Annotated in this window: 12 protein-coding genes; 3 read left to right on the forward strand and 9 right to left on the reverse strand. The window is 68.9% G+C overall.

Annotated elements, in window-relative coordinates; genetic code table 11:
• Positions 1–29 precede the first annotated feature (29 nt).
• Positions 30–800: an SDR family NAD(P)-dependent oxidoreductase gene (locus GC106_RS32340; RefSeq protein ID WP_217281259.1), complete on the forward strand. Its 771-nt coding sequence runs from the start codon at positions 30–32 to the stop codon at positions 798–800.
• On the opposite strand, the gene GC106_RS32345 is transcribed toward GC106_RS32340, so the two are convergent.
• The 4 genes from GC106_RS32345 to GC106_RS32360 form a co-directional block, all read right to left on the reverse strand.
• A complete protein-coding gene (locus tag GC106_RS32345) occupies positions 688–1,929 on the reverse strand; it encodes an MFS transporter (protein ID WP_173138473.1) in 1,242 nt (413 codons plus the stop codon). The two genes, GC106_RS32340 and GC106_RS32345, sit on opposite strands and share 113 nt — an antisense overlap.
• Positions 1,926–2,513 (reverse strand): ArsR/SmtB family transcription factor, encoded by a 588-nt coding sequence (locus tag GC106_RS32350; protein ID WP_173138475.1) that lies wholly within the window; start codon positions 2,511–2,513, stop codon positions 1,926–1,928. Before GC106_RS32350 ends, GC106_RS32345 begins: the two co-directional genes overlap by 4 nt.
• Before the next feature lie 61 nt (positions 2,514–2,574).
• Entirely contained in the window at positions 2,575–2,886 is a 312-nt protein-coding gene (locus GC106_RS32355; RefSeq protein ID WP_173138477.1) for an AzlD domain-containing protein, read from the reverse strand.
• Positions 2,883–3,563 carry an AzlC family ABC transporter permease gene (locus tag GC106_RS32360; protein WP_173138479.1) on the reverse strand — a complete coding sequence of 227 codons (681 nt, stop codon included), beginning with the start codon at positions 3,561–3,563 and terminating at the stop codon, positions 2,883–2,885. The genes GC106_RS32355 and GC106_RS32360 overlap by 4 nt, the downstream gene beginning before the upstream one ends.
• A 67-nt stretch (positions 3,564–3,630) precedes the next feature.
• Here GC106_RS32360 and GC106_RS32365 point away from each other — a divergent pair, with 67 nt between their 5' ends.
• Positions 3,631–4,197: a helix-turn-helix domain-containing protein gene (locus GC106_RS32365; RefSeq protein WP_173138481.1), complete on the forward strand. Its 567-nt coding sequence runs from the start codon at positions 3,631–3,633 to the stop codon at positions 4,195–4,197.
• Between the two features lie 54 nt (positions 4,198–4,251).
• Positions 4,252–5,049 (forward strand): TetR/AcrR family transcriptional regulator, encoded by a 798-nt coding sequence (locus GC106_RS32370; protein ID WP_173138483.1) that lies wholly within the window; start codon positions 4,252–4,254, stop codon positions 5,047–5,049.
• Between the two features lie 52 nt (positions 5,050–5,101).
• Here GC106_RS32370 and GC106_RS32375 read toward each other — a convergent pair whose 3' ends face one another.
• Genes GC106_RS32375 through GC106_RS32395 form a run of 5 tightly spaced genes read right to left on the reverse strand, consistent with a single transcriptional unit; the run spans position 5,102 to position 12,866 of the window.
• Complete coding sequence (locus GC106_RS32375) at positions 5,102–8,923, reverse strand: ThuA domain-containing protein (protein WP_173138485.1); 3,822 nt, start codon at positions 8,921–8,923, stop codon at positions 5,102–5,104.
• A 10-nt stretch (positions 8,924–8,933) separates the two neighbouring features.
• Complete coding sequence (locus tag GC106_RS32380) at positions 8,934–9,791, reverse strand: sugar phosphate isomerase/epimerase family protein (RefSeq protein ID WP_173138487.1); 858 nt, start codon at positions 9,789–9,791, stop codon at positions 8,934–8,936.
• A 5-nt stretch (positions 9,792–9,796) separates the two neighbouring features.
• Complete coding sequence (locus GC106_RS32385; RefSeq protein WP_173138688.1) at positions 9,797–10,945, reverse strand: substrate-binding domain-containing protein; 1,149 nt, start codon at positions 10,943–10,945, stop codon at positions 9,797–9,799.
• A gap of 8 nt (positions 10,946–10,953) precedes the next feature.
• Entirely contained in the window at positions 10,954–11,937 is a 984-nt protein-coding gene (locus GC106_RS32390; RefSeq protein WP_173138489.1) for an ABC transporter permease, read from the reverse strand.
• Positions 11,934–12,866 (reverse strand): ABC transporter permease, encoded by a 933-nt coding sequence (locus tag GC106_RS32395; protein ID WP_246367381.1) that lies wholly within the window; start codon positions 12,864–12,866, stop codon positions 11,934–11,936. The genes GC106_RS32390 and GC106_RS32395 overlap by 4 nt, the downstream gene beginning before the upstream one ends.
• Positions 12,867–12,925: the final 59 nt, after the last annotated feature.

Raw genomic sequence — 12,925 nt, forward strand, 5'->3', positions numbered from 1 at the left:
GGCGCACATTCCCCAGCTTAGGAGAGAGCGTGCGCAAGACCGTGGTGATCAGTGGCGGGACGAACGGTATGGGCCGTGCGACGGCACTTGCGCGGATCGCGCGCGGCGACCGTGTCATCGTGATCGGCAGTGATCCCGCCAAAACCGTGGAGGGCGCCAGGTTTCTGCAAGCCGATCTCTCCTCGGTGCCGGAGGTTGTGCGCGTCGCGGGCGAGATCGACGGACCGGTCGACGCCCTTGCCCTGTTCGCCAACCGGATCCAGCCCAAGCGCGTCGAGACCGCCGAAGGACTGGAGTACACGTTCGCGCTGTACTACCTGAGCCGCTACCTGCTCGGCGAGCTGCTCACGCCCCAGTTGGAGGCCAGCCCGGCGCCGGTGATCATCAACGTGGCCGGGGTGGGCACCAAGGCGGGCCGGATCCACTGGGACGACCTGCACCTGGAACGCAAGTACAGCGTGGTCCGGGCGCAGTTGCAGGCCGGGCGGGCGAACGACCTGCTGGGGGTGTCGTTCGCCGCGGCACAGCGCCGTACCCGGTACGTGCTCTACCACCCGGGATTCACCCGCAGCGGCAGTGACAACCCGGTGATCAAGCTGCTCGCCCGGTTCTTCGGCCGGCCGGTCGCCCAGTCCGTCCAGCCCGTCGTCGACTGGATCTCGAAGCCGCCCGCGGAGCCGTTGACGGCTAGAGATCGAGAAAAGCCTGTTCCGTTGTCGTTGCGGACGTTGTCGCCTGACGACGCCGCTCGTCTCGCCGCGCGTACCAGCGGCTTACCAGCGCTGTCAGGCCTGACGTGACCATGGCGGCGGCCTGCAGGTCGAGCAGCGCGGTCAGGCTCCACGCGTCGGCCAGCGGGCCCGCCACCAGCATGCCGACCACCTGGCACGCGGCCATCAGCGCGATCGAGGTGGCCACGATCCGGCCGGACCGTTCCGGCCCGCCGACGGTCTGCAGAATCGTGAACGTGCCGGACATGACGAAGACACTCGGCGCGCCCGCGACGCCGAACAGGACGAAGTAGACCGTCAGGCCGGTGGTCAGCGCGGGCATGTTCCAGACCGCGAACAGCAGCAGACCGATGCCGATCCCGCCGAACGCGCACATGCTCTCCGGCGCCATCCGCCGGGCCACGGACGCGATCACCAGGCCCGCCACCAGCCCGCCGATCGCCTGGACGCCCCGCAACAGCCCGACCGCCGCCTCGCCGTGGGCCAGCGGGCCGGTCACGAACAGCACGAACAGAACCAGGAACATGCCCTGTGCGAAGGAGGACACGACCAGCATCAGCCCGACCAACCGCAATCGCCGGGCACGCCAGAACTCCCTGAGCCCGTCCAGCCACGCCCGCACGATCGGCTCCCGCGCCACGGCCTGCCCGTTCACCACGTCGAACCGCCGCACCAGGAACGCCGCCGCGATCGCCATCGCGGCCAGGTAGACGAGAAGCACCGCGGACAGACCACCGGTCGCCAGCACTATCCCGCCGAGGGAACTGCCGACCAGTCGTGCGGCGCTGGCGTTGAATCCCGTCAGCCCGTTCGCGGCGACGATCCGGTCCCGGTCGACCAGTTGCGGCAGCAACGCGGTCCGCGCGGGTTCGAACAGGGTCGCGGCGGAGGACTGGGCCACCATCACGGTGAAGACCAACCAGATCGGCGGCCCAGGCAGCAGCAGCGGCACCACGCTGACCGCCTGCCCGAGACAGACCAGCCATAACGTCCGGCGCCGGTCCCATCGGTCGGCCACGAACCCCGCCAGCGGGCTGAGCAGGACGATCGGCAGGACACCCGCCGCCATGGTCACCGAGGTCGACCCGGCCGAGCCCGTCGCCTGGTAGATGTGGACGGGCAACGCGATCTGCAGCATCCACTCGGCGATCTCGGAGAACAGGCTCGCGAGCCACAGCCGAGCGAATGCCCTGGTCATGAGCTGGGTTTCGGGTCGGCCTCGATCCTGGGGAACGCGCGCCACGAGGCATGCACCGGCCGGGCGTCCGGGGGCGCCTCCTTTCTGATGGCCGCCACGTACGGCCTGATCAGCGCGTCCATCGCGGCGGTCAGCTCGGACAGCTCGGCCGCCGTGACGCGCAGGGTGTACGTGTTCATGCCCGAGACCTGCTGCCAGTCCCGTTCGAGCGCATCGACGGATTCGACGAACCGCTGGGTGAGCGACTGCTCGTGCGCGATGGTCGTGCCCAGCACCGCCAGCTGTGCGGCTCTGGTCGTGGCGTCGCCGTCGAACTCGCCGAGATCGAGCCCGACTTGGGTGGCCCGCCAGGGCTTGTCCCGGCCGTTGCCACCCTCAGCACGTTCGACGAGGCCGAGGCTCGCGAGGTGGCGCAGGTGCCAGCTGCAGTTGGAGGCGGTCGATCCCACTGCCGTCGCGCATTCACTCGCCGTGCGTGGGCCGACTGCCATCAGGTAGTTCAGCAGCTCGGCGCGCAGCGGATGGGCCAACGCCCGCATCAGCTCGACGTCACGCACTCGCATCCGGGGAGGCAGTTCGGCCATCACACCTCACTTGAAAGGATTCTTTCGAAAGTGTCCTTTCACGTCGGCGGGAAGTCAACCCTCACGGCACGCCGAGCAGGCGGAGCATTGCCGCGGTGCCTGCCGCGGCGAGGACGACGAGGACAAACGGTGCCTTGCGCCACGCGAGAATCCCGCCGACCAGAACGCCCGCGGTCCTGGCGTACCCGGCGAAGCCGTGGTTCTCGATCAAGGTCGAGGTCGCGACGAGCGCTGCGAAGAGCACGGCCACGCCGATGACCATGAGCGTCTCGACTCGGGGGGAGATCTCCACACGGGCCCGCAGGGCCGGTCCGGCGACACGGAAGGCGAACGTGCCCGCGCCGAGCACGACAACAGCCAGGACCAACATCATGAGGCGACCTTCTCTCCACCGAGGCTGGCCACGACGCCCACCAGCGCCAGCAGCACCGGGACACCCGGGGTGACGAACGGCGCCGTCGCCAGCGCGATGGCCACGCCGACAGCGGCGGCCCGGCGTGTCGGCCCGTCCTTCAACGACGGCAGGACAAGCGCGAGCAGGACGGCGGGAAAGGCCGCGTCGAGCCCGAAGGCGTCGGTGTCGCCGATGACCGTTCCGCCGAACGCGCCGAGCAGGGTGCCGATGTTCCAGCACACGAACAAGCCGATGCCGCACATCCAGAACACCGCTCGTCGCTTGCCCGGGTCCTGTTGTGCCATCGCGAACGCCGCGGTTTCGTCGGTGGTCACGTGGCTGCCGAGCAGGCGCCGCGGCCAGCCGTCGCCGAAGACGTCGCCCACGGCGAAACCGAGGGGGAGCAGCCGGGTGTTCACCAGCAGACCGGTGAGCACGGCCGCGAAGAGGTTGCCGCCCGAGACGATGATCGCCACGAACATGAACTGGGCGGCGCCGGCGAACACGACCACCGACATGAGCATCGGCAGCCACACCGGCAGGCCCGAGCTGACCGTGATCGCGCCGAACGACGCGCCGACAAAAGCGCAGGCCACGCAGACCAGCGCGACATCTCGCGCCAGTTCTCGATCCAGGGTTCTCCATAACGAACGCATCGACCGCTATGGTGAACAGGAGGCAAAACGTTTGTCAAGTCGAACGCGCGTACCGATGGAGCGAACGATGGACCAGAATCCGGCCCCGCTGTCGGTGATCTCCGTGATCGCGACGTCCCTGCAGCGCGAACGCCGCCGCGCGGGACTGTCCCTGGCGGAGCTCGCGCGCCGGGCCGGCGTGGCCAAGTCGACCCTGTCCCAGCTGGAGTCCGGCACCGGCAACCCGAGCATCGAAACCCTGTGGGCGCTGTGCGTCGCTCTCGACGTGACGTTCGCGCAACTGGTCGAACCGCCGGAGCCGAAGGTGCACGTGATCCGCGCGGACGAAGGGTCGACCATCGCGGCCGAGCACGCCGAGTACGTCGCCAAGGTTCTCTCGGCCTCGCCGCCGAACGCGCGGCGCGACCTGTACCTGATCACCGCGCAGCCCGGCACGGTCCGGGAAGCGGCGCCGCACCGCTCGGGTACGTACGAGCACGTCGTGCTCAGCGTCGGCCGTGCCCTCGTCGGCGTGCAGGGCAATCCTGTGGAGATCGGGCCCGGTGACTACATCGGTTACCCGGCGGACGTTCCGCACGTCTTCGAGGCGCTTGAACCCGACACTGTGGCGGTCATGGTCTCCGAGCACGTCTGAGGCCGCCTGGACGCCGTGTTAACGTTTTACGGCGTAATGCGTTAGGAGTGGCGAGTGGTTGTCTACGCGGGGCAGGGCGAGAACAAGCGGACCATGGCCCTGCTGTGGCGGGCGCACGGGGTGATCGAGGAGAAGGTCAGCCCGGGGCCGAAACAGCAGCTGAGCGTGGACGAGATCGTCGAGGCGGCGATCGAACTCGCCGACTCCGAAGGCATGCCCGCGGTGTCCATGCGTACGGTCGGCAAGCTGCTCGGCCGTAGCGGAATGGCGTTGTACACCTACGTGCCCAGCAAGAGCGAACTCGTCGACCTGATGTACGACCACGCGCTCGGTGAACTGCCGACCGAGTACGACTTGTCCGTGGGCTGGCGGCAGGCGGTCGTCGCCTGGGCGCACGACTACTGGGCCTTCTTCCTGCGGCATCCCTGGGTGTTGCAGGTCTCGTCGGCCCGTCCGGTGCTGGGGCCCAACGAGTTCGCGTCCGTCGACACGCTGGTGCGCCTGCTCGACGGCATTGGCCTGCCGGCGCTGCGGCAGCGCCGGATCGTCGGCACGTTGACCAACTTCGTCCGTGGGGCCGCGCGGATGATCGCGGAATCCCGGCAGGCTCCGGGAGCGACCGGGGTGTCCGACGACGAATGGTGGTACGCGCGGTCGGCCGCGCTCCAGGAGGTCGTGCCCGACCTGGCCGAGCGCTTCCCGTCGGTGATCCGGGTGGAGAGCGAGGGCGCGACGCCGTCCGACGAGGACGACGACACCCCGTACCTGGAACGTGAGGCGACAGCGACGTTCAAGGCCGGCCTGACGGTACTGCTCGACGGCATCGAAACCGCCATCACCCAATCCTCGTGAGTGTTTATCCGTGTTCTAACCCGGATAAACACTCACGAGGGGGATGGGGCTGTTATGAGCGCCAGTGCTCGGCCAACGCCCTGGCATCACGATCCAGCAGCGCGGCGACTTCCTTGTCGGACACGGTCAACCGGACGTCGATGCGGAACCCGGTGAGGACCACCGAGGCCGCGTGTTTGTGTCCCGCCGCCGCCAGTTGCTCGGCGCGGTCGACCAACGGAACCAGGTCCGCCTCGCGTTCCGGCGCGAACCGCCGGATCAGGGACCGCAGATCATCGGCCGATGTCCGTACCGTGAAAGCGATCCGGTACAGCGACGTACGTCCGGCCTTGTCGACGGCACTGACCTCGATGACGTGCGCACCGAGCGCCAGCTTGTGCAGCGACAACGTCCCGGCCTCCAGCGGCGCCCCGTCCAGCGTGGCCTTGCCGTACACCAGGCCCGATCCGGCGTCCGTGGCGTTCCACGTGACCGGGATCTGTTGGGAGGAGCCGTACACGCCACCCGGATCGATCCCGGTGAAGGACAACGCGGGCGACGACGTGTCGACCTTGATCTCCGCCGTGCGTTCTCCTTCGACGTTGCCCGAGATGTCCGTCGACCGGTACCGCACGACATGCGCCCCGTCACCGGACACCGCGAACGGTGCGGTGTAGGCAGTCCACGCGCCACCGTCCACACTGTACTCGGTGGACGCGACAGCCGAGTCGTCGTCGGCCGTGAGGCTGACGGTCGGAGCGGTCAGGTACCAGCCGTCCTTGCCGTCCGGCGCGGCCACCGAGTGCGAGGTCCGCGGCGCCTGCTTGTCGACGATCCCGTTGCCCACGAACGTCATCGAGTCCAGGTCGAACGGGCTCGGCTGGCTGCCGCGGAACACCATGAACAGCTCGGTGGTCCCGGCCGGCCTGGTGATGTCCACGGCGGGCAGCAGCACGTAGTTGTCCCAGCCGCCGGTGCTCGGCACGGGCACGTTCGCGATCAGCTGACCCGTGGCCGACCCGGCCCGCAGTTCGACCGAACCGCCGCCGGTCGGCGACGAGACCCGCAGCCGGACCTGGTCGATGCCGGTGAAGTTGACCGGCGTGAACGAGATCCAGTCGCCGTCGGAGATGTCGCCGATCCGCCGCCCGGACTCGGCTCCGGCCTGCGAGACGATCCGGATGCCCGACGAGTTGGTGTAGTACTCGGCCTGCTTGTGCTTGGGCTGCAACACATGCGTGGCCCTGGAGGTCAACGGCGGCACGCCCTGGCTGCCGTTGTCGGTGTAGGACGCGTCCACCGAGTAGAAGATGTTCGCGTCGGCGTGCCCGGAGTCCAGCACGGTCGGGAACGATCCCTGACACGCCTTGATCGGGTCCGTCGGGTGGGCGTGCGAATCATGGCCCAGAGCCGGGCTGACGGTGACCTTGGCGCAGTCGATCCGGTCGTCCTCGGGGTCGGTGACCTTGATGTCGAACGGGATCCGGTCGCCGAAGTCGAAGAACCCGCCGTGCAACGGCTTGGTGATCGCCACGGTCGGTGCCGTGTTGCCGACCGACACGGTGACGTTGGTCGACCCGGACTTCCCGGTCGCGTCCGTCACCTCCAAGTGCACGTTGTGCGCGCCCCGTGCGGTGAAGGTGTGCGTGGGGTTGGCCTCGGTCGACGTGCCGCCGTCGCCGAACGTCCACTTGTACGTCACGGCCGTGCCCTCCGGGTCGGTCGACCCGGCGCTGGAGAACTTCACCTCCAGCGGCACGCCACCCGATGAGGGCGTCGCCGTGGCCTTGGCGATGGGCCGGCGGTTGCCCTGCGAGTAGTCGATCCGGTAGAGGCCGGAGTCGGGGTTGTCACGGCCGTAACCGCCGCCCCATTCCAGCAGGTACATCGCGCCGTCCGGACCGAACCGCATGTCCATCGGCGCCAGCGTGGTCTGGCTGGTGTACCACGGGTCGATCTTCAGCAGCGACCCGGCGGAGTCCAGGTTGAAGGTGAAGATCCTGTTGCGGGCCCATTCGTAGAAGAACGGCTTGCCGTCGTAGTACACCGGGAACTTGCGCTCCGACTGCAGGTTCGGGTCGAACCGGTAGACCGGCCCGGCCATCGGCGCGCCGCCACCGGTCGCCAGCTCGGGGAACTCCGGCGAGGCGCCGTAGCCGTACCAGACGTCGGCCGCGATCGCCGCGGGCAGATCGGTCAGCCCGGTGTTGTTCGGCGAGTCGTTCTTCAACGCCGCACAGTCGAACTTCGCGCCGGATGTGCTGGTGGCGAAGTCGAAGTCGTTGTACGGGATGTTGTTCGCCACGCAGTACGGCCAGCCGTAGAAGCCGGGGGAGCGGATGACGTTCCACTCCACCTTGCCGTCCGGACCGCGGGTCTCGTCGGCCGTGCGGGCGTCGGGCCCGTAGTCGGCCATGTAGAGGGTGCCGTCGGTGTCCACGGTGAACCGGAACGGGTTGCGGAAGCCCATCGCGTAGATCTCCGGCCGGGTCTTCGCGGTGCCCGGCGCGAACATGTTGCCCGCCGGGATGGAGTAGCCACCGGCTGCTTCCGGCTTGACGCGCAGGATCTTGCCGCGCAGGTCGTTGGTGTTGGCCGATGTCCGCTGCGCGTCGAACAGGTCCCGGCCGGGCCGCTCGTCGATCGGCGCGTACCCGCTGGACTGGAACGGGTTGGTGTCGTCGCCGACGCCGATGTACAGGTTGCCGTTCGGCCCGAACGTCAGGTACCCGCCGGTGTGCCCCGGTTCCTCCTTGCGGGACGCGGGCACCTCGATGATCTTCACCTCGGACGCCGGGTCGATGTGGTTGCCGTGCGCGGTGAACCGCGACACCCGGTTGATCTCCTCGGTGCCCGGTGGCGAGTAGTAGACGTAGAGCCAGTTGTTGGTGGCGAACGCCGGGTCGACCGTGATGCCGACGATGCCGTCCTCACCGCCCGAGTACACCGGCAGTTCCAGGGCGACCGGCGTGGTCCCGGTGGCCGGGTCGAAGACCTTGATCTGGCCGAGGATCTCGGTGTAGTACACCCGGCCGTCCGGAGCCACGGTCAACGCGGTCGGCGCCTTGGTGTTGGTGTCCAGCGGAACCTTCTCGAACGCACTGTCCACAGTGGCCGAGCAGTCGGACGGCACGGCCTTCGCCGCGGTCCGGACGCCGCCGAGCAGGTGCTGGGCGAACAACGGTTCGCTGTACGCGCCCTGCGGGTGGCCCATCGCGGTGGACCAGACCTTGCTCAGGCCGACGTCCCGGCACCACGAGATCGGGTGGTCGGCGCCCATCGCGTCCGGGCCCGGGTTGTACGTCCGCTCGTCCGCGGTCACCAGGACATGGGCCTTGCCGCGGATGTTCTGGTCGAAGTTGTACCACTCCTCGGCCCGCTGCCAGCGGTCCGGCAGGCCCGCGGTCGACGCGTGCTGCTTGTCGGCGACCTTGGCCGTTCCCTGCAGCACGCCGGGGGAGTGGCTGGGCATGTGGGCGCCCGCGTTGACCAGTTCGTCCCACCACGGGAAGGTCGACTCGATGCCCATGTCGGTGGCGTTGTGGATGGCCGCGATCCCGCCGCCGTTGGCCACGTACTTCTGGACGGCCTGCCGCTGCGCCTCGGTGTCCCAGACCATGCCCGAGGTCTGGAACATGATCACGACCTGGAAGCCCGCGAGGTTCGCGTCGGTGAACGCCGAGGCGTCCTCGGTGTGCACCACTTCGAAGTTGTTGTCGGCGGCGAGCTGTTTGAACAGCGCCACACCGGCCGGGATGGAGTCGTGCCGGTAGCCGGCGGTCTTGGTGAACAACAGGGCCCGGAACTCCGGTGCGGCCTGTGCTTGTGCCATCACGGGGAGAAGACCGAGTGCCAGTAACACCGCGGCCAGGACCGCGGTCACGCGTCTGCGCATGTGGGTGTCCTTACAGCAGGGATTTCAGGAAAGCGAGGCCGTCCGCGGCCAGGTCGTCCTGGCTGGTGGCAAGCGGGCGCCAGATCGACGCGGCCGTGGCGATGCTCGCGTTGTGCGCGGTGAACGATTCGATACACAGTGGACCGTCGTAACCGGCGTCGTCGAGCGCGGTGAGCATGCCGCGCCAGTCGAGGTGGTCACGGCCGGGGGTGCCACGGTCGTTGGCACAGACCTGGACGTGCGCGATCCGGCCGGTCGCCGCCCGGATCGCCGCCGGGATGTCGCTCTCCTCGATGTTCTGGTGGTAGAAGTCCAGTGCCACCCCGCAGGACGGCAGGCCGGCCAGCGCTTCGAGGGTCTGGTTGACCGTGTTGAGCAGGCTGGTCTCGTACCGGTTGAGCGGTTCGACGGCGACCGTCACGCCTGCCTGCTTGGCGTGGTCGAGCACGGGGCCGAGGTTCTCCCGCAGCTCGATGATGTCGTGCTTGCGTTCCACGTCGGTCGCCCGCCAGGTCCGGCCGACCGACGTGTACGCGGGGCCCGCGACGACCGCGGAGCCGACCCGGGTGGCGACGTCCACACAGGACCGCAGGTAATCCTGTGTGGACGTCACCGTGCCGGGATCGGCCCGGACGAGCTCACGCCCTGGTGGCATGACGAGCACCACGGTCGCGGTCAGGCCGAGGTCGTCCAGCAGGGCCTTCGCCGCGTCCGGTGCCCAGTCGCCCGGGTTCTCCACCGGCATCTCGATCGTGTCGAACCCCCACCCGGCGATCTTCGGCGCGAGCACGCGCAGCGCCTCGTCGTCGAGCGGGGACGTCCACACCCACGTGTTCACTCCGATGCTGTGCCGCCTGTTTCCGGACACGGGGCCTACTTCCACTTGTCCGGATAGCCGGGCATCTGCTGGCAGCCGCACAACGCGTAGTGCAACGGCGGCATGCCCTGGCTGCGGTACTGGTCCAGCGTCTGGTCGGTGATCACCGGCTGGGGCAGGATCCACTCCTGCGGCACCTGCTCGCCCTTGAGGATCTTCAGCGCCGCGATCACCGGCGTACGCCACTGGTAGGTCGGGTACGTCGGCGCCTGGGCGGTCAGGCCCTCGGTCTTCCACTTGTCCAGGAACTGCTGCTGGTCCTCGCCGGAGATCGCCGGTGCCTTCTTGCCCGCGTCCTCGAACGCCTCCAGCACCGGGACCGCGGCCGTGCCGTCGTCCATCCAGATCCCGTTGATGTCGCCGCGCTGCAGGTAGTCCGACACGATGCTCTTGGCCTTGGCGCCGTCGTTGCCGGTGAACTCGACCCCGGCGACCTGGACGCCCTTGGCCGCCAGGATCCGCTCGGCCGCGGCCCAGCGGTGCTCCAGCACGTCGACGCCCGGCAGCACACGCAGGGCGAGCACCTTGCCGCCCTGGCCGACCTTCGAGGCCAGGAACTCCGCGGCGGTCGCGCCGAACGCGTAGCCGCCGATCGGGTGGATGAACGTGACCGGGCACTTGGTGTTCACGCCCCGGTCGAACACGATCACCGGAATCCCCTTGGCACAGGCCGCTTCCACGGCGGGGGTGAGGGTCGCGGTGGTGTTCGGCGAGACGATCAGCGCGTGGCAGCCGCCGGAGGTCAGCTGCTGGATGTCGCTGATCTGCTTGTCGTCCTTGGCTTCCGCGTCCAGCACGGTGAACTTCGAGATCTCCGGGTGCAGGGTGGCCTCGACCTGCATGGTCTTCCAGCCGACCTGCCGCCACGGGTTGTCGACCGACGCGTTGGAGAAGCAGATCTCGTACGGTCCCGGCTTGGCGTACTTGCCGGTGTCGACCATGGTGGGGTTCAGCGCCTGCTCCCACGGCTTGTCCGCGGGGCCCTGGGGTGCGGCGTCCCGTAAGGACAGTTGCCGGTCGTGCTCCGCCTGGTCGAAGAACTCCGATTTGGTCGCCGACGGCGCCGAGGAGACGGTGGGCGGAGCCTCCGGTAAGTCGGAGGAGCATCCGGTGAGGGCGAGCAGACCGGCGACGCCGACGGTCATCAACCGTTTCACGGTTTTTTCCTCCTCCAGTTGACGGCCGCGTACGCCACGGCCGCGATGATGATCACGCCCTGCACGGTGGACTCCAGCCCACCGGCCACACCGAGCAGGTTCAGCAGCGAGAACAGCGACTCCAGGGTCAGCGCGCCCGCCATCGCCGCGACCACGGACCCACGGCCGCCGCCGAGCACCACACCGCCGAGCACGACCGCGGTGATCACCCGGAACTCCAGGCCGTCGCCGACCTGCGCGGACACCCCGGCGAACCCGCCGAGCAGGATCGCGGCCACCGCCGCCGACAGCCCGGAGAGCACGAACGCGAGCGTGCGCAACCGTTCCACCCGGCCACCGCCGAGCCACACCGCGGTTTCGTTGTCGCCGACCGCGAGCAGCGTGCGGCCGGTCGGGCTGCGCATGAACAACACGGCCAGCACGACGATGACCGCGAGCACCACCACCGACCACGGCAGCTGGCCGATCACCGGGACGCCGTCGATCCCCTGCCTGCCAACGGTCCGGAACGAGTCGGACAGCGCTCCCCGTGGTGCGCCGCCCGTCCACAGGAACACCGCGCCGTCGAGCACGAGCAGCATGCCCAGCGTGACGATGAACGACGGCACCAGCAGCCGGGTGGTGATCGCACCGTTGACGAGGCCGACGAACGCGCCGATCCCCAGCATCAGCAACATCACCCACAGCGTGGCGGACTCGTCACCGTCGATCAGCCGGGCCGCGATCACCACCTCGGCGGTGACCAGCGAGCCGACCGACAGGTCGAACCCGCCGCTGACGATCACGAAGTACTGGCCGATCGCCAGGATCATCAACGGCGCCGCCCGCTTGAGCAACGCCAGGTATCCCGCTGGTTCCTGGTACGCCGACCCGGCGAAGGCCAGCGCGACGAGCAGAACCGCCAGCACCGCGAGCACCGGAATGGTGCTGGAGGCCAGTTTCGGGCGCCGGCTCTGGGACTGGGTCTCGGTCTGGGTCATCGTGCCCTCCTCGCGAGCTGGCTGCGGGCGTAGAGGGCGACCGCGACGATCAGGACCGCGCCGCGGACCACGTCCTTGAGGAACGGGGTCACGCCGAGGTCGTCGAAGATCGTGTCGAGGGTGGCCAGGATCAGCACACCGCCGATGGTTCCGGCGACACCGCCGCGGCCGCCGGACAGCAGCGTGCCGCCGAGCACCACGGCCGCGATCGACTCCAGGTCGTAGCCGGCGTCCGTGCCGACGTAGGGAGCGCCCGAGCCCAGCCTGCTGACCAGGAACAACGCCGCGAGCCCGGCCATCACCGAGCACAGCACGTGCATCGTCACGATGGTGCGGCCGGTCCTGATCCCGGACAGCCTGGCCACTTCCTCGTCGCCGCCGACCGCGTAGACGTGGTAGCCGCCCTTGGTCCTGGTGAGGTACCACCACACGATCACCGCGAGGACCAACATGACCACTGTGGACACCGGGATCGGCCCGATCCGGTCGTAGCCCAGGTGCTGGAAACCACGCGGCACCGACCCGGCCGGACCGGTGTAGGTGTTCTCCAGGTAGCCCCGGATGATCAGCGCGACGCCGAGGGTGGCGATGAAGGCGTTCACCTTCAGCGCGGTGATCACCAGGCCGTTCACCAGGCCGACGACCGCGGCGAACCCGATGGTCAGCAGGACCGCGGGCACGATCATGCCCGGATCGCCCGCCATGGTCTCGGCCGCGATCAGTGAGCACAGGCCGATCAGGTAGGCCACCGAGAGGTCGAGGGAACCGGTCAGGATCACCATGGTCTGGCCGATCGCCACCAGGCCGAGCACGGTGCCGCGGGTGAGGATGTTGAGGATGCCGCCGTGGTCGAGCAGCACCCCGCCCCGCATCCCGACCAGGACACTGCCGGCGACGAGGAGAACGACGAGTGCGATGTAGACGGACATGGTCGGCGTGAGCCGGAACTTGCGCGTTCCGTGGCGCCGCACGGGTTGCCTCGTCGCCG

The sequence above is a fragment of the Kibdelosporangium persicum genome (genome assembly GCF_013280595.1).
GTDB classification, from domain to species: domain Bacteria; phylum Actinomycetota; class Actinomycetes; order Mycobacteriales; family Pseudonocardiaceae; genus Kibdelosporangium; species Kibdelosporangium persicum.